This window comes from Mesorhizobium sp. M0815 (genome assembly GCF_040319995.1).
Taxonomy (GTDB): domain Bacteria; phylum Pseudomonadota; class Alphaproteobacteria; order Rhizobiales; family Rhizobiaceae; genus Mesorhizobium.
Genome location: NZ_JAMYOU010000026.1, coordinates 1 through 15,937, shown reverse-complemented (window position 1 = coordinate 15,937; position 15,937 = coordinate 1). Strand labels below are relative to the sequence as shown.

General features: G+C 60.6%; 14 protein-coding genes and 6 pseudogenes. 15 read left to right on the top strand and 5 right to left on the bottom strand.

The features are described 5' to 3' along the window. Positions 1 to 106 precede the first annotated feature (106 nt). The 8 genes and pseudogenes from NKI01_RS23935 to tnpC all read left to right on the top strand — a co-directional run. Positions 107 to 994 (top strand): universal stress protein, encoded by an 888-nt coding sequence (locus tag NKI01_RS23935; protein ID WP_352964870.1) that lies wholly within the window; start codon positions 107 to 109, stop codon positions 992 to 994. 1,349 nt (positions 995 to 2,343) lie between these two features. Beyond that, positions 2,344 to 3,503 (top strand): annotated as a pseudogene (locus NKI01_RS23930) (TlpA disulfide reductase family protein). 422 nt (positions 3,504 to 3,925) lie between these two features. Next, positions 3,926 to 4,270, top strand: a complete 345-nt coding sequence (locus NKI01_RS23925) for a DUF269 domain-containing protein (protein ID WP_502899463.1) — start codon at positions 3,926 to 3,928, stop codon at positions 4,268 to 4,270. Next, positions 4,234 to 4,323, top strand: a complete 90-nt coding sequence (locus NKI01_RS30870; protein WP_502899462.1) for a hypothetical protein — start codon at positions 4,234 to 4,236, stop codon at positions 4,321 to 4,323. The genes NKI01_RS23925 and NKI01_RS30870 overlap by 37 nt, the downstream gene beginning before the upstream one ends. 25 nt (positions 4,324 to 4,348) lie before the next feature. Further along, complete coding sequence (locus tag NKI01_RS23920; protein WP_352571114.1) at positions 4,349 to 4,552, top strand: CCE_0567 family metalloprotein; 204 nt, start codon at positions 4,349 to 4,351, stop codon at positions 4,550 to 4,552. Beyond that, positions 4,549 to 4,866 (top strand): ferredoxin III, nif-specific, encoded by a 318-nt coding sequence (fdxB, locus tag NKI01_RS23915; protein ID WP_352548332.1) that lies wholly within the window; start codon positions 4,549 to 4,551, stop codon positions 4,864 to 4,866. The genes NKI01_RS23920 and fdxB overlap by 4 nt, the downstream gene beginning before the upstream one ends. Before the next feature lie 65 nt (positions 4,867 to 4,931). Next, complete coding sequence (locus tag NKI01_RS23910; protein ID WP_352964966.1) at positions 4,932 to 5,219, top strand: exopolysaccharide production repressor protein; 288 nt, start codon at positions 4,932 to 4,934, stop codon at positions 5,217 to 5,219. A 562-nt stretch (positions 5,220 to 5,781) separates the two neighbouring features. Further along, positions 5,782 to 7,023 (top strand): annotated as a pseudogene (gene tnpC / locus NKI01_RS23905) (IS66 family transposase); the annotation flags it as partial. 27 nt (positions 7,024 to 7,050) lie between these two features. Here the strand turns inward: tnpC and NKI01_RS23900 are convergent. Further along, complete coding sequence (locus NKI01_RS23900) at positions 7,051 to 7,266, bottom strand: helix-turn-helix domain-containing protein (RefSeq protein ID WP_352964964.1); 216 nt, start codon at positions 7,264 to 7,266, stop codon at positions 7,051 to 7,053. A 1,021-nt stretch (positions 7,267 to 8,287) separates the two neighbouring features. Between NKI01_RS23900 and NKI01_RS23895 the strand changes: the two genes are divergently transcribed. Beyond that, positions 8,288 to 8,995, top strand: a complete 708-nt coding sequence (locus NKI01_RS23895) for an aminotransferase class III-fold pyridoxal phosphate-dependent enzyme (protein ID WP_352964867.1) — start codon at positions 8,288 to 8,290, stop codon at positions 8,993 to 8,995. Here the strand turns inward: NKI01_RS23895 and NKI01_RS23890 are convergent. Next, positions 8,960 to 9,496 (bottom strand): annotated as a pseudogene (locus tag NKI01_RS23890) (integrase core domain-containing protein); the annotation flags it as partial. The gene NKI01_RS23895 and the pseudogene NKI01_RS23890 sit on opposite strands and share 36 nt — an antisense overlap. Between NKI01_RS23890 and NKI01_RS23885 the strand changes: the two are divergent. From NKI01_RS23885 to NKI01_RS23860, 6 genes are all read left to right on the top strand, one after another. Continuing rightward, the gene (locus NKI01_RS23885; RefSeq protein WP_502899461.1) at positions 9,456 to 10,556 is read left to right on the top strand and encodes an IS5 family transposase; all 1,101 of its coding nucleotides are present in this window, start codon (positions 9,456 to 9,458) and stop codon (positions 10,554 to 10,556) included. The pseudogene NKI01_RS23890 and the gene NKI01_RS23885 overlap by 41 nt on opposite strands. After that, entirely contained in the window at positions 10,553 to 10,897 is a 345-nt protein-coding gene (locus NKI01_RS23880) for a hypothetical protein (RefSeq protein ID WP_352964863.1), read from the top strand. The genes NKI01_RS23885 and NKI01_RS23880 overlap by 4 nt, the downstream gene beginning before the upstream one ends. Next, complete coding sequence (locus NKI01_RS23875) at positions 10,798 to 11,274, top strand: aminotransferase class III-fold pyridoxal phosphate-dependent enzyme (RefSeq protein WP_352964962.1); 477 nt, start codon at positions 10,798 to 10,800, stop codon at positions 11,272 to 11,274. Before NKI01_RS23880 ends, NKI01_RS23875 begins: the two co-directional genes overlap by 100 nt. 12 nt (positions 11,275 to 11,286) lie before the next feature. After that, complete coding sequence (locus NKI01_RS23870) at positions 11,287 to 11,799, top strand: hypothetical protein (protein ID WP_352964860.1); 513 nt, start codon at positions 11,287 to 11,289, stop codon at positions 11,797 to 11,799. A gap of 126 nt (positions 11,800 to 11,925) precedes the next feature. Then, positions 11,926 to 12,513: an amino acid kinase family protein gene (locus tag NKI01_RS23865; RefSeq protein ID WP_352964858.1), complete on the top strand. Its 588-nt coding sequence runs from the start codon at positions 11,926 to 11,928 to the stop codon at positions 12,511 to 12,513. Beyond that, positions 12,510 to 12,788 carry a hypothetical protein gene (locus NKI01_RS23860; protein WP_352964855.1) on the top strand — a complete coding sequence of 93 codons (279 nt, stop codon included), beginning with the start codon at positions 12,510 to 12,512 and terminating at the stop codon, positions 12,786 to 12,788. The genes NKI01_RS23865 and NKI01_RS23860 overlap by 4 nt, the downstream gene beginning before the upstream one ends. 345 nt (positions 12,789 to 13,133) lie before the next feature. Here the strand turns inward: NKI01_RS23860 and NKI01_RS23855 are convergent. From NKI01_RS23855 to NKI01_RS23840, 3 pseudogenes are all read right to left on the bottom strand, one after another. Then, positions 13,134 to 14,076, bottom strand: a pseudogene (locus tag NKI01_RS23855) (IS701 family transposase); the annotation flags it as partial. Next, positions 14,053 to 14,863: pseudogene (locus NKI01_RS23845) on the bottom strand (IS630 family transposase); the annotation flags it as partial. The pseudogenes NKI01_RS23845 and NKI01_RS23855, both read right to left, overlap by 24 nt. 390 nt (positions 14,864 to 15,253) lie before the next feature. Continuing rightward, positions 15,254 to 15,856: pseudogene (locus NKI01_RS23840) on the bottom strand (IS91 family transposase); the annotation flags it as partial. Positions 15,857 to 15,937 lie beyond the last annotated feature (81 nt).

The following is a 15,937-nucleotide window of genomic DNA, read 5'->3' as shown; positions in this document are numbered from 1 at the left end:
ATAGCGAACGGGCGGAGTGCCATTTCCCATCTACGTCAGGCTGAGGGCAAGTCTTGCGGCTTCGAACGCGCCTACAGGTCCGACATACTTAGAAAGAAGCAGTCAGATGGCCTTCAAAAGCGTACTCAGCGTGACGGGAGCCGACCACTCCGATCAGGACGTCAGAACAGCTGCCGGCTTGTGTGCCGAGGTCGGCGCGAATCTTTCCGTACTGATTATGTCGCCTCCTCGGCTCGTTATGTCGCCTCCGCCGCTAGGCGATGGCATCCCCGAATGGCCTAAACAACGCGCACAGGCCATTGCCAGATTGGAAAAACGGTACAGGCAAATCGAGACATTTTCACAGGACATAGCCAGTTTGGAAAAAACATCCAGGGAAATTCACAAACTGCTGAGAGCCACGTGGCGGTGCTATGATGTCGATATTGCCAACTGCGATCAGGCCAGCATCGGTGACGCGGTGCGACAGCGGGCGCTCTGCAACGACCTGACAATCGTCGGCCCCGCACTTCTCAACGACATTAACGTCGGTCCCCTTGTTATCAACGGCAGCCTGTTCGACACCGGAAAGCCGGTGCTTGTCGTGCCGGAGGGCGCTGAGGCGACTCTGTCTCCACGGCGCGTGCTGGTCGGCTGGGATTCGCGAGTCGAGGCGTCCCGTTCGGTTCGGGAAGCGCTGGAACTGCTAGCCGGTGCTGAGGAAGTTCGTGTCGCACTAGTCGATCCGGAGGCGACCTGCACCGGAAACGGTACCGAGCCGGGAGCCGATATCGCTGCCTATCTCACTCGGCACGGTGCTCGGGTGTCGGTTGACCTGCTGGCGAGCGCCGGAAAATCGGCAGCAACGGTGCTAGCGCAGCACGCAATCGACACGTCTGCCGACATGATAGTCATGGGCGCTTATGGCAACCGCAGGCTACGTGAGCGACTCTTTGGCGGCGTGACGAGATGGATAGTTGGGAAGCCGTCATTGCCGTTGTTTTTGGCTCGCTGACGGATTCCAAAGCAGCACCGACGCTGTTCGAAGCTCTACTCCCTGGATCACCTATCCTGATCCAAGTCGGAGAAACATTGAGGCAAACGCGCTCAGTTTCGCGAAGCTCCTCGGAGCCAATCTGCAAGCGCCATCGCCGAGAACATCGCGGACGTCTCGCGTTCGGGGTTCTGCTCGCCCGAGATGATCCATAACGCGGAGACCAACACCGGGCAGAGATATGGGCAGTCCTCAATGCAGTGAAGATCACGGCTTCGCAGGTCGGCGTCAGGTCAAAGAGAGTCGTTCAGCGCGGCAGGCCGAGTTCCGATCCGTAGCGGCATCGTATAGGCGGTATCATGATCTCTCTTGACTACTGGCCGGGAGCTGAACAACGCGATGACCGTGCCGAGGACGACGCCCCTCAACTTCGATTCGGGACGGTCGGCTCTCGCCGGGTTCGGCAGGAATCGATCGTATCAATCACGTTGTCACCGTCTGGCACGATAGCCGGGTTTAGGGTGAGGACGGCCGCATCTTCAGCGGTTCAGTCGGTCCGGGCCCGACCCGCGTGGCGCCCGAGGGTCTTTGGGGCTGGTCAAATTCCGACAATCCTCACATTCGCACCAAGCGGTGCCTGCAGCGCCTGAGCAAAGGGAACACAGAAAATATCGGCACAAAGCAGGAACTCGGAGAGTTCACCGGCCGACACGCGCCGGCACTCATCCTGGCCTTTTTCGCCACGACATCATCATTGGTCTGAGAATGGCGGTATTGGCGAGCTACAGCTGGACCGGCTTCGTCGTGAAAAACTCCGATGTCGCCAGCCCAGGAATTCAATCGCAAGGCGGGCGAGGGGGCACAGGCCGCGCTCGGATGGAGCGGCCCCTCGCAATCGCAAATGCCGAGATCGCTACCTCCGGACCGGAACGGTAAGACGCTCAAGCCGGTGGCGTGAAGCGGACGATGATGACGAGCCTGGCGGTAGCCAACGCAGTCATGATGTCCATCGGCCTCGTCCCTCGGCCCGAATGCATATTGAGTCGTCCGGGCCACGCTTTTCTGCCGACGCGAAGCGCGTGATGCTTGTCCAAAACCTGACAGCGGCAGAAAGCACGTCGCGTTCAATACAACCGGCCATCTTGGCATTTGGAGGCTTTTTCTAGCGATTCATGCGCTTACTGCCCGCTGAGCGCGTTGGCACGGCCTTTGCGAATTGAGATTCAGCAACACTGAGTGAAGGCTGACTGCATGCAGATGCGCAAGACGAGCGATGCTCCCCTTCGTTGAACCCTCGTGCCCCGTCTCAAAGGGGGAACAAGCTTGCGCATAAGGTCACGCAACCTTTGGCAACAGCTTTGGAGAGCAAAATGATGTTGCGGATGGGGTCACCGGCTCCTTCGATCAAAGTGGAGGACTGGCTGCGTGGCAAGCCCCTTGCGAACTTCCAGCCCGGCAAAGTCTATATCGTCGAATTTGGGCAACTTGGTGCGAACTATGTGTGGCGGAGATGCTCCAGCTGATGCGGCTCCAGGAAAAATACAAGGGCGGCGGACTTGAGGTCGTCGGCGTCGCGGCTGATGAAGACGCTCCAACGGCCGTTGAGGCTCGAACCAAGTTGGACGCGTGGTTGACCGAAAAGTGCTCGCATCTGAACTATCGGATCGCGTTCGACCACACAGGTGAAATGAACAAGCTTTGGATGAAACCCAGCTTTTCTGTTGGGCTTCCGACCTCGTTCGTGGTCGACCGAGACGACCACATCGCCTTTATCGGTCATCCCAGCCAACTCGATGAGGTTTTGCCGAAAGTGCTCAACGGCAGCTGGCGCATCAGCGATAAAGCTAAAGCCACCGATACGGAGCGGATCGCCACAAGCGAACCCATGGCGCGCGAACAAGCGTTGAAGCAGCCGATCGATGACAGATTCTGGGCGGCGGTGAAGTTGGAAGATTGGAAGACGGCGCTCTGGGCGATCGAAGAGGGCATCGCTTTGATGCCGGACGACATCAATTTCCGCTTGGCTCATGCGCATCTGCTGCTTCACAAAATTCAAGACATGTGGACCGGCTTGCCCGTCATGCGCCAATTGGTTCGCGACGCGATCGACAAAAACTCCGAGGACTGGATGGTTGCGGCGCTAGACCAACTTTTCCACCCGGCTAATGACCATTCGCGCCTTCCCCCTGCCGAGCGCTTCGCGATGGGCAAGGAACTGTCCGAACACATCCTGGCGCTGAATCCCCCGCAAGGCGACAGCCCTAAGTACCGGTCTTATCCAGCTGTCGCCCGGTACTATCACCATAACGGCAACAACGATCGCGCGATCGAGTTGGTCGAATTGACACTGAAGTCGCTGGACGGTCCGGAGCCTATCCCGGACGAACTGAAAGACCACCTTCTACCGGATTTGCTGCAGGCCCTGGCCAACTACAGAGGCGGGAAGGTTTGTTACGGCGCTCTCTGTGCGGCTCCGCAAAACAAGCTTCCCGGAGGTGCCAAAGCGCGGCCGGACGAGAAGAATACTTAAGAAAGGGGGTGGTCGGAATGTTTACTGGCCGGTTCATCCATTGCCCTGGCGTGGCCGCAGCAAGCGGGCCCCATGCAGCACAGGGCGGATCGTTTGCAGCAGGTTCGAGGTTGGTATCTTGCGATGACCTGCGGCCGCATCGCGGCGGAAGTGATGTTCGACGTGAATTCTGGCCGTGGTGGAAGACCTCGCAGTCGAGGACGCGCCCAAGGTCGGCCACAGGAACGTCACTTGGGTGGTATCGGCCGCCCCGAGCCGGGCGTCGGCTGCGCAAGTCTGCCCGAAGCAGGCGTCTCCGAAAGAGGAAATCTCCATCGAGGAAGAAGACTGCAAGGAGGAGAATATGAAATGCCTGAAGCCGCGGTCAGCCCTGCTGTCGCCGAGGACGAGGCGGCCCTTGCCACCCCGTCGTCAAATGCCTCGTGCGGCTGATCCGTGCTCAAGACTCCTACGGCTCGTGGGAAGGCAAATCGGACGCCACGCTGCTGGCCGACTTGATCGTCACCAGAAAACAGCGCCCTGGGATGCCTGTCATCGATGATCCCGATCCTGACGTGCTGTGGAGGCTCGACTTGTTCCAAACCGCCGTCGGGCTCGCGATTCGAGGAGCGCTCCGGCCTGATGACATCGGCAATGATGGAGATGAAATTCACGAGGACTTGGGGCCGCATGCCTTCCATGGCCGGGCAGTTGGTCGTTCTGGCAAGACGTTCATCGGTTCGGCTTCGAGATGCTCCGGAAACTGGCTGAGGCCGGTGCGAAACTGATCGACGATGCGACCGCAGCCACTGAAGCCGGTCCGGGTGTGGCGCCGGCGTGATGAAACCGATTTCGAGGAAGGGTCTATGTCAAAGCTAGATGAAATGGGGAAGAAAGTCCGAAAGCTTCAGCTGCGCGCAGCAGTCGCCAAGATGAAATTGCGCGACCTTGCAGAGGATCTCCCGGGAAAATGGACGGAGATAGAGGACGTTGCCAAGGAAACGTCCGCCGTTTTTGCCGAGTTGGATGGTGCCAAGAGAGAGCTCGCTGCAATGAAGAAGTTACGATGAGGAGCACATTCACCACCCGCGACGGCTCCGGATGGATGCCGGAATATCTCACCGCTATAGACGGTACGACCTGCATCGGCTGCGGCCGCTGTTTCAAAGTCTGCTCGCGCGAGGTCATGCATCTTTACGGCGTCGATGACGCGGGTGAAATCCTGGGCGCCTGCGACGACGAGGATGACGATTTCGATGGCGAGCTCAATCGCATGATCATGGTCGTCGATCATGCCGGCCGCTGCATTGGCTGCGGAGCCTGCGCCCGCGTCTGCCCGAAGAACTGCCAGACCCATGTTGCGGCCGACCAGGTCGCAGCATGATCTGAGGAGACAAAACCAGGAGAACGGCGTTGCCCTTTAGAATCTTTTGTCGCGTCCTGGGGCTGGTGCTGTGCAGCACCGCACTGACTGTCTACTTCGCTTCTTATTCCATCGGCACAGTAGTCGTCATAACGCTGGCTTGTTCGCTGCTCCTCCAGCTGACGTATTTCGCAAGCGTGCTCTTTCTGATCTGGCGGTCTGGCTGCGATAGCCGAGCTGGCCCAAGGGCTGAGCATTTCGGCAGTTGCAACGAAGTTGGGTCCCAGCCGCCAGACCATGATGAGGTGACGAATGAATCTGTAGACTTACGCCAGCTCGATCAGATGCTAGCCATATCGCTGCTGCTGCCTTGAGGTGCCATGACAAGATCAGTGCTCAGGATACTTTGGATGAACCATGAACATTGAGCGGATTTTGCAAGACATACTTGGCTTGATAGTCGATGTCGGCCGAAATCCGGTCATTCTATTTAATTCGGGAAACGCAATCTTTCGGTTCCGTAGGCATAGTAGTTTATCGCAGCACGCCGCCATGGGGGTGTTTGGTCTCGATGACAAACGAGGCTGGAGCCAATGATGGGCCTCTTCTGGAACGTCGAAGGATGCAGCTAAACCTCAAATCCAACACGCCTTTTAGAATGACGCGTGCAAGCTAATGTCGGCTCAGTCATGTGTTGCCGGAGAGAACATGCTGGAAAAGTTCGAACGCTAGTACGCCTCCGGCGAGGGCCGCCTTGCGGGAGCATGGCCCGGTAGCGAAGCTGCGCTCTTAAGGTCGTCCTTTCGAGCGTAGTTAGCAGCACAGCATGAGCCATGTGACGTTATTGACCGGACCGGAGCGTCGTCGTCCTTGGCGTGAAGAGGATCAGTGCCGGATCCTGGCCGCGGCATTCGCGCCCGGGGCCATAGTGGCGGTGGTCAGAGTTCTGAACGTTCCGCCCGCCTGCACGACCAGATGGAGCTCACCTTCGAAGAACTCGAGAGCGCGGCAACGGAAGACGAGATCGCCGCCGAACAGGCCGCGGCCCGGACCACCGAGGTGGCGCCTTACATGCGCAAACGACCGGCGCGCCAGCCATTTCCCGAGCACCTGCCGCGCGAACGCGTGGTCGAGCCGGCGCCGACCGCTTGCCACTGCTGCGGCGGTCATCGGCTGCGCAGGCTGGGTGAGGATATCACCGAGACGCTGGAGGTGGTGCCGCGGCAATGGAAGGTGATCCAACACGTGCGGGAGAAGTTCACCTGCCGCGACTGCGAGGCGATCAGCCAGGCTCCGGCGCCGTTCCACGCCACCCCGCGCGGCTGGGCCGGTCCCGGCCTGCTGGCGATGATCCTGTTCGAGAAGTTCGGACAGCATCAGCCGCTCAACCGCCAGGCTGAACGCTATGCCCGCGAAGGCGTGCCACTCAGCCTGTCGACGCTCGCCGACCAGGTCGGCGCCGGCGCCGCGGCGCTGATGCCGCTGTTCAAGCGACTCGAAGCCCATGTGCTGGCCGCTTCACGTCTGCACGGCGACGACACGACGGTGCCGGTCCTGGCCAAGGGCAAGACCGATACCGGCCGATTATGGACCTATGTGCGTGATGACCGACCATTCGGCGATGTCGATCCGCCGGCGGCGGTGTTCTACTATTCCCGCGATCGCCGAGGCGAACATTCCGCGGCGCATCTTGCCGGCTGGAGCGGCATTCTGCAGGCCGATGCCTTTGGTGGTTATGGCGATCTCTATGCGGCGGCCCGTCAGCCGGCGCCTATTCTGGAAGCCAGCTGCTGGGCCCACAGCCGGCGCAAAGTGTTCGAGCTGGCCGATGTCGAAGCGGCGGCGCGCAAGAAGGCGCACGGCGAGAAGCCCAACCTGGTCTATCCGCTCGCGGTTGAAGCCGTGAAGCGCATCGATGCCCTGTTCGATATCGAGCGCGCGATCAACGGCCTGTCGCCGGCCCAACGCCACGCCGTCCGCCAGGAGCGGAGCGTGCCGCAGGTCACGGAGCTCGAGACCTGGATGATCGAGACGCGCGACAAGCTCTCGCGCGGACACGATCTGACCAAGGCCTTCAACTACATGCTGCGCCGCTGGTCATCCTTCGCCCGGTTCCTCGACGACGGGCGGATCTGCCTATCCAACAATGCAGCCGAGCGAGCCCTGCGCGGCATCGCGAAGACTGATTCATTATGCATCCCCTTTTCAAATGGCGGAAAACAGCGATTCTTGGTTGTCGTCGTGGATGCGACGCGGAGTATTGCGCGCCAAATCGGCCTTGATCCGCTTATCTTCGAGGTCGCTGGCGCGAATCTGGTAGGGCGCGCCGCGCATGACCTGCTCGGCGGGCAAGAGGCCATCCCTGATGAAACGGCGGATTTTGACGTGCGACACGCCGAGCTTCGCGGCCGCATCCGACATGGTGAGCCACTCGCCATTCTTGTCGGAGGAGCGATAGCCGCTGATTTTATGCACCGTGCGCAGCGATTGGACGCGACGCGCGGTCCAGGTTTTTCCCTGACCGGTCTGCATGCCCATGCGGTTGAGTGTGGCGGCGATTTTGGCATCCGACCATCGCGTTGCCATGGATCGCATGATCGCCAGAGCCTCCTCAGGCGTACGCTGGCTATGCTCTCCGGATTTGGGCTTGCGAACCCGTATCTGGGAGTGCTGGCCTCCATGCCAGTGGATGGTCAAGATCACGTCGCGCGCATCGTCATCGACGTCCGCCACGATGTCCTTGATGAGCGCGCGCAGCAGTTGCTGACGACAGCGCATGTCGACACCCGGCGCATTCCAGGCAGCCTCGAGATCTTGGGCGAGGCCCGCGAAGTCAGGGATTACGTCGACAGGCTCCACACGCTGGACTTCGGTGAGCCGGGCCTCGCAGGTCTCCACGCGCCTGAGCGTGGCTTCCCAGCTCCTCTCGAGCTGGGCCGCAATAACCCGGGGGCGTGACGCACATTGAGGCCAGGGTGACGCTCAGCAACAGGGCGTCCAAGTTGCTCTTCGTAGGAGTGGCTCGGGATCTGCACGCGCCAATCCGGCAGGCTGCGCGCTTCGACCGCGATATCCCATTTTAAGGGGCAGCATAAGAGCGAGTACACGATAGCCACCGGCCCTATCGTGCTCCATTAGCGCTGCGGGCATGCCCGCTGGCCTGCCTTAGCCAATACCCAAATAAGGAGGCAACGATGACTGACCGAAGTGCACCAGATGACGGGGACGAATTTGCGATCTTCAACCATCTTGAGTCCGAAGTGCGGAGCTACGCTCGCAGCTTTCCCGTCGTTTCGCGAGGGCACGGGGGGCTCAGCTGTTTGCGCGAGATGGTACAGCCTATACCGACCTTCTTATGGGTTGCTCAAGTTTAAACTATGGGCACAACCGCCCAAGCTGAAGTCCGCACTCGCAGACTACATTGCGAGTGACGGCATCACCCATGGCCTCGATCTGTATAACGAAGCCAAGGAGTCTTTTCTGCGAGAATTCCCCGAAACGATCCTTATGCCGCGACAACTATAACGCGGTCGCGGCTGCCCTCAAGTTAGCGCGCAAGATCACTGGTCGGCCCAACATCATAGCCTTCACCAACGGCTTTCATGGCGTGAGCCTTGGCGCTCTCTCTTGCACCGGCAACCGATATCACCGCGCAGGTGCCGGCCAGCTGCTCGGCGGCGTCACGCGGCTACCCTATGACGGCTATCTTGGATCCGCTGTAGACACCGCCGATTACCTTGATCACCTGCTCTCGGATTCCTCCAGCGGGGTAGACGCCCCGGCGGCGGTGATTGTCAAGACAGTTCAGAGCGAAGGCGGCCTAAATGTCGCCGAAGCGGCATGGTTGCGCAAAGTAGCAGCCATTGGGCGCAGACACGGAGCTCTGCTAATCGTAGATGACATTCAAGCCGGTGTTGGTCGGACCGATGCATTCTTCACCTTCGAAGCAGCGGGGCTCCGTCCGGACATCGTCTCAATGGCCAAGTCGATATCGGGCTATGGCCTGCCGACAGCTCTCGTTCTTATTGATCGAAAATTCGACAGGTGTGAGCCGGGAGAGCACAACGGAACGTTCCGCGGTAACGGCCATGCTTTCGTCACCGCGCGTGCAGCCCTAGATGTGGAGCCTCAACAGGTTGTCCTCGGTTAAGGCGAGGCGACTGATGGGTGGTTTTGACTTTAAGCTGCCGTGGGGGCGATGCCAATTGTATCTGTGCAGCCAGACCGGCAGTTCGGCGGCGCGGTGGTCGGATGTCGGGTAGGCAATGGCGTAGGCCCACTCCCTGAGCGCGGTCTGGATGAAGCGCTCAGCCTTGCCGTTGGTCTTGGGTGTATAGGGCCTTGTCGTGACATGCTTGAGGCCGAGATCGCGGCAGGCCTTGGCGAAGGCCTTCGACCTGTAGCAGGAGCCGTTGTCGGTCATGACGCGGGCTATCGCAACGCCGAGGCTGGCGTAATAGGCGACCGCCGCCTTGAGGAAGGCGATGGCGCTTTCCTTTTTCTCGTCGGGCAGGATTTGCGAGAAGGCGATGCGGGAGGCGTCGTCGATGCAGACATGGACGAACTCCCAGCCGGCGCCGCGCGACTTGCCCTTTTGCGGATCGCTGGTGATGCGATGGCCGACCTGGCTGAAGCGGCCGAGCTTCTTGATGGACCTTGAGGTCCGGGTTCGGCGCAATCATCCATTGCGGGCGATCAGGACGATCGTGACTGAAGCCCTGTCGAGGCTGGAGCGTGAGTTCGCGGCGCTATATTCGCCGATCGGACGGCCATCTATCCCGCCGGAGAAGCTGCTGCGGGCGATGCTTTTGCAGGCGTTCTATTCGATCCGCTCGGAGCGGCTTTTGATGGAACGGTTGGAATACGACCTCCTGTTCCGCTGGTTCGTCGGCATCGGCGTCGACGACGCAGCCTGGGACCATTCGGTGTTCTCCAAAAACCGTGACCGGCTGCTGGAGGGCGATATCGCGGCGAAGTTCCTGGCGGCCGTGCTGGCGCAACCCAAAGTCAAGAAGCTCCTGTCCACGGATCACTTCTCGGTCGACGGCACGCTGATCGAGGCCTGGGCTTCGATGAAGAGCGTCAAGCCAAAGGGCGGCCCAAGCGGCGGTCATGGCGAACCGCCGGCAGACGGCGGCGGACGCAATGCGGAAGCGGACTTCCACGGCGAGAGGCGATCGAACGAGACGCACACCTCGACTACCGACCCCGACGCCAGGCTCTACCGCAAAGGGCGGGGCAAGGAGGCCAGGTTGTGCTTCATGGGACATGGGTTGATGGAGAACCGCCACGGCCTGCTGGTGGAAGCCTGTCTGACGCTGGCCGACGGACATGCCGAGCGGGTGGCGGCCCTGCACATGATCGAACCTCGTGCCGACCGGCCGCGGGCGGTCACGCTCGGCGCCGACAAGGCCTATGACGCAGAGGACTTCGTCAACGAGTTGCGCTCGATGAAGGTGACACCCCACGTAGCGCAGAACACGAACGGCCGTCGTTCGGCGATCGATCGCCGCACCACGCGCCACGGTGGCTATGCCGTCAGCCAGCGCATCAGAAAGCGCATCGAAGAGGCGTTCGGCTGGATCAAAACCGTCGCTGGGCAGGAGAAGACCAAATTGCGCGGCCGCGACCGCGTTGGGTGGGCCTTCACCTTCGCGGCCGCCGCCTACAATCTGGTGCGGCTGCCCAAGCTCTTGGCGGCGTCGAAATGACCGTGCCCGCAGGCTGCCAACTGATCGGCCGCTGGCGGATCATCGAAGCCGATCTGTGGGATCGCGGTTACCTGAACCTCGGTGGACCCGTAACCATCGCCATCGGACCCGACAACAACGGCGAGATCGCCTTTGGCGCCCTGCAAGCCGGTCTCGAACTGAGCTACAGCCCCTCGATAGTTCACTTCACATGGGCCGGGTGTGACGAGATGGATGAAGTCACAGGCGACGGCTATGCCGAATTGCTCGACGACGGCTCGATCGAGATCACATTCGACTACCACAACAGCGACGAGGCCATCCTCAAGGCAATACGTCAGACTTCTTCAACAGCCTGCTAGAGCACTTCTGGCGGACGGATAGCTTTGCAGCGTCCGCCAGGGAGAAGGGCAATCTGCTGAAAAGCCGCCTTGATCAGCTCGTGCAGAAGTACGACCCAAGGGAAGCGTCAGCCAAAGGTCGGGGTATGATGCGGGGCATCGACCTGAAGTCCGGCGAGATTGCCGGGCAGGTCGTCAGGATCGCCTTCCAGAAGGGCCTGATCGTCGAGACCGCTGGTCCCAAAGAAGAGATCGTCAAATGCCTGCCACCCCTCGTCATTCGGGAGGATCAGCTTAGCCAAGGCCTCGACATCCTCGAGGAAGCTATCGAAAGCGTGATCGGCAGCGCAGTGAACGCGACAGCGAAAGAGGTGAATCATGCCAAGCCACATCACTGAAAGAACTTGGAGATGATTCTCTTGCCGAACTGCAACCCTGGCATCCACACCGTCGAGAAGATTGGAGGCACGTCGATCTCCGAAGCCGCTGCCGTCGAGAACGTCCTGGTTGGTGGACGCAAGGGGAGCGCACTCTACAACCGCATATTCGTCGTATCCGCTTACAGCGGGATGACGGACCGGCTTCTCGAGCACAAGAAGACCGGCGAGGCTGGCGTCTATGCGCTCTTCGCGCGCGCCAGATCAAGATCAGCTTGGTTGGAAGCGATCGCTGAGGTCCACCGGGAGATGAGGAGGCTCAATGCGGAAATCTTCGGCGGCTCGCTGGAAAGGCGCGTCGCCGATGAGTTTGTGAGCGACCGCATTGAAGGAGTGCGCGGCTGCCTGTTGAATCTACAGCGGCTTTGCTCATATGGCCACTTCAGGCTCGAAGAACACCTGAATACCGTGCGCGAGATTCTGGCAGCGCAGGGCGAGCCCACAGTGCCCACAACACGGTTCTGCTCCTCAGGGCACTCGGCGTAGAGGCGCTCTTCGTGGACATGACAGGCTGGCGCGACGAAACTGAATAAGCCTTGATGCGCGAATTGGGATAGCGCTATCCGCAATCGATCTCGGCAAGCAGCTGCCGATCGTCACGGGATACAGCCGATGCCCGGTGGCCTGGTGCGGCTCTATGGCCGTGGCTACACCGAGGTCACATTTGCTCGGGTCGCTGTGCTCACAGGCGCCAAGGAGGCAATAATCCATAAGGAGTTTCATCTATCGACAGCCGACCCCAAGATTGTCGGCATCGAGCGGGTCCGCTCTGTTGGCCGCACCAACTATGATGTCGCAAATCAGCTGTCTAACCTTGAACTGGAAGCGATTCATTCGGCCACGTCCAAGGAGTTGCGCCATGCAAATATACCTCTTCGTGTCAAGAATACGTTCGATCCTCAGAACGACGGAACCGTCATCACTCGCGACTATGTCTCTGACACACCGCAGGCAGAAATCATCGCAGGCCTCAGGGGAGTGCATGCCCTAGAGTTCTTCAAGCCGGACATGGTGGGTGTGAACGACTATGATGCTGACATTCTCAAAACGTTGAAAAGTTATGCCGCCCGCGTCATTATGAAGGCATCGAATGCAAATACCATCACGCATTACCTCGCTGGGGCGCCCGAGGCAATGGCACCCGTTGTCAAGGCGCTGGAGGAAGACTTTCCAACGGCTAGTATTGCCATAAGAAGGTGAGCATTGTTTCAGCCATCGGAAGCGCTCTCAATCTCCAGAGCCTAACGGCCATTGCTGCGCAAGCGTTAGCGGACGCGGGCATAGAGGTCCTAGGAGTACATCAGCTCATGCGCAACGTAGATATAATCTTCATAGTGGATGAATTGCGCTTGGATGACGCGGTTAGGGCGCTTCACGGCACCCTGATCGAAGATTCACGGCTGCGTCTTGCAGTTCAGCCTTCCGGTGATGTGGACGCGCCAACACTGAGTCGCGCGCCGAAGGTCGACGGTTGATTTGCATCGCGTCACCACCGGGTAGGACCTCAACCCCGAGCGCACGCTTTCGTCGCACTCTTGCTTGTCGTTTATCATGGCTGCTCTCGCTTTTGTATGCCGCCCGCGCGTGGTTCGAACCATATTGCCCGAAGATCGACTGCCTGAGGCCGTGCCAGGATCGCTTCCACATGAAGAGGCTCATCCGCAGTCAAAAGGCGGAGCCCGGCAAATATCATCTTCGAACTGCGCCTCACTGGTGATCTAGTCTAGTACTACAGTTGCGGATGTCGATATCGTTTGTAGTGACAGATGGTGGCCGCAGCCTGATGTCGCCGTCGCCACAGCGACCAGGCGATGATGAAGGGCTTTTGCGGCCAAGGAGGAACCGGGCGGGGCGAAGACCAGGTAGTAGGCTTTTTCTCCGGATGTCGATTGCTTGCGGCGGACGAGAAGCCAATGCTCGAAGCCGCCTTTTGACGTCCAAGGGCGGCGGATGCGTGCCCAGTCGTGGAGCCGAGGGCCTTTGGCGCCTTCACCTGCCGCATGACAGGCCCAGTCGTCGGGCTCGAACTCGCTGGCCAGTTCCTCGGGCGAGGTTTCCTCAAACAGACGATCCCCTCCCCGGCGCATGAAGTGAGCGCCTCGAACCGCCAAGACATAGGGCTGCTCGCGAGCTTCGAGCATCCGGCGAAGGCTGCTGTCCGCCCCGTAGACAGCGTCGCCCAGAACGTAAGCGCACGGGACGCCGGCATCGAGCGCCGCCTCGACCATGGCGCGCGCCATCTTTGGCTTGGTCGCAAACTCGACCGTCTCCGGGATCGACGCCCTGGCACATCGCGCCCGATCCTTTTGTCCAGCTCTCTGGCAGATAAAGGCGACGATCGACCAGCGCTTGGCCGTAGCGGCTCGCGTAAGCCAAGAACACGCCGATCTGGCTGTTCTCGATCCGCCCCGCCGTTCCCGAGTACTGACGCGCGACACCGGCGGAACGATCGCCCTTCTTCATCCCGTCTCGTCGACGATCAGGACGCCATCCTCATCGCCCAACGCCTCCTCCACCCCATAATCGCGAACATCGTCTCGGAGCCGATCAGCGTCCCAGTGGCTGCGCCCCAACAGCGACTGCATCCGATAGGGCCGCTCCGCTCCGGACTGCTCAGCCATCAGCCAGCCTGTCTTGCGCTCAATGCCGGAAAGAAGGCCGTCAAGGAAATCTGCGCCCGTCTCCCGCAACTCACGACGAGGAAGCACCCGCCCCAACCCGCGCCTTCAGCGCTGTGTTGATCTTGGCGAAGGCCTGCTCGATCGGATTGAGATCCGGGGAATAGGGCGGCAGATACCAGAGCCTTGCGCCGGCAGCTTTGATCATCTGCCTGATGGCCGCCGACTTATGGCTTCCCAGATTATCCATGACGACGATATCGCCGGGCTTCAGCACAGTGATGAGCTGCTGCTCGACATAAGCGCGGAAGCATTGGCCGTTGATCGGGCCGTCGAAGACGCAGGGCGCCGCGAGCCGATCCCAGCGCAACGCGCCCAGAAAGGTCAGCGTGCGCCAATGACCGTGTCGAGCCAAGCCGCGCAGCCGCTTGCCCTTCGGCCCCCAACCTCGCAGCGGAGCCATATTGGTCTTGATCCATGTCTCGTCGATGAAGACCAGGCATTTCGGATCGAGGCCGGTCTGCCAGGATCGCCACCGCCGGCGCCTGCGGGCAATATCAGCGCGCGCCTGCTCAAGGGCGAACAGCGTTCTTTTTGAAGCTTAGACCCTCGCGGCGCAGGAACATCCAGACCGTATTGTGCGAGACCGTCACCCCGCGTGCGGCCAACTCCTCCTTCAGCCGATGCAGCTTCAGATCAGAGGTCTGGTTGATCCGCTCCACAATGAAAGCCCGATGCGGCTCCAGCACCCTCTTGCGGTGTCCGCCCATCTTGCCCGGCGGAACCGAGCCGGTGGCACGGTAACGCTGCGACCACTTCACCACCGAGGAAACTGCAACGCCAAAGCGCGATGCCACCGCACGGCAGTTCTCACCCGCTCCAACTGCCTCAACAACACGCTCACGAAGATCGTTTGAAAGGGCTCGCGTCATCAGATGCTCGCCTCCGTCCAGCCAGCATCTTGAATCTGGAGGGTTCTGTGTAGTCGCGGGCGCGATTGGGCGGGCACGCACGGGTCGCGACTACATTGAAGCCTGATTGAACTGAACCGCGGGATGGCGGGCGGGGCTATGGGGATTTAGGGCTCGACAGTGTGTCCGAGGCGCCGGGGCGGGCTCGCCGATCGCTCTGGAGTAGTCGCCCGTCGTCGCGATGCAGGACCATCTGCGACGCGAGAGACGGCGCCATTGGGCCGTTGACGCTAGGGTGCAGCGTTGCTGGTGACAGGCAGGCTGCGACATTGACTAGCGGCGCGCAAAGGCCCTTCGGCGACTGTAGCAGACGCCGGGATGGGCGGTGCGAGCGTGTCGGTGCGCAGCGTGTCATGAGGTGTCTGGCCAGGTCGGGGCCTTGCGCGGGATCGGGCCGAGCGAGGCCATGGCGCCGCCGCAGCCCGGACAGATGTCCAGGGAGCGCCCTGTGAGACAGCGGTAACGCTGGCGATAGTCGGCAGTCGGGTCCGGCGCCGGCGGCGTGGGCGCCGCCAGAAGAAGACGGCACTGGGCGAGCTTGGCGACGCGGTGGCCGTTGGCGAGGAGGCCGTAATGGCGGATGCGATGGAATCCGTCTGGAAGAGCGTGCAGCAGGAAGCGCCGGATGAACTCGTCGGCGCTTAAGGTCATGAGCTTGTGCTTGGACTTGTCATGGTGGCGATAGTCTTTCCAGCGGAAGCTGACCTTTCCCTAGTCCAGGCTCACGAGGCGGCTGTTGGCGATGGCGACGCGATGGGTATAGCGACCCAGATAGGCGAGGACCTGTTCGGGACCGCCGAACGGGGGCTTGGCGAAGACGACCCATTCGATCCGCTTCAATCCAGCCAGTTGGGTGCAGAAAGTGGCAGGGTCGGCCAGGCTGGCGAGATCGCTGAAGAAGCGAAGCTGGCCGGCGTCGAAGGCGTCCTGCAGGCGCTCCAGGAATAGCCTGCGGATTTCACTAAATTGGGACAGCCGTTTCAGTAAATCGCGGACAATCGTTTCGCTAAGTCGCGGACAACGGAAGCGATCGAG

Coding starts and splice junctions, on each gene's coding strand:
- NKI01_RS23935 (WP_352964870.1), top strand. CDS start 107: ATGGCCTTCAAAAGCGTACTCAGCGTGACGGGAGCCGACCACTCCGAT.
- NKI01_RS30870 (WP_502899462.1), top strand. CDS start 4,234: ATGCTCCGGAAACTGGCTGAGGCCGGTGCGAAACTGATCGACGATGCG.
- NKI01_RS23920 (WP_352571114.1), top strand. CDS start 4,349: ATGTCAAAGCTAGATGAAATGGGGAAGAAAGTCCGAAAGCTTCAGCTG.
- fdxB (WP_352548332.1), top strand. CDS start 4,549: ATGAGGAGCACATTCACCACCCGCGACGGCTCCGGATGGATGCCGGAA.
- NKI01_RS23900 (WP_352964964.1), bottom strand. CDS start 7,266: ATGTCGGATGCGGCCGCGAAGCTCGGCGTGTCGCACGTCAAAATCCGC.
- NKI01_RS23895 (WP_352964867.1), top strand. CDS start 8,288: ATGGCCTCGATCTGTATAACGAAGCCAAGGAGTCTTTTCTGCGAGAAT.
- NKI01_RS23885 (WP_502899461.1), top strand. CDS start 9,456: ATGCGATGGCCGACCTGGCTGAAGCGGCCGAGCTTCTTGATGGACCTT.
- NKI01_RS23880 (WP_352964863.1), top strand. CDS start 10,553: ATGACCGTGCCCGCAGGCTGCCAACTGATCGGCCGCTGGCGGATCATC.
- NKI01_RS23870 (WP_352964860.1), top strand. CDS start 11,287: ATGATTCTCTTGCCGAACTGCAACCCTGGCATCCACACCGTCGAGAAG.
- NKI01_RS23865 (WP_352964858.1), top strand. CDS start 11,926: ATGCCCGGTGGCCTGGTGCGGCTCTATGGCCGTGGCTACACCGAGGTC.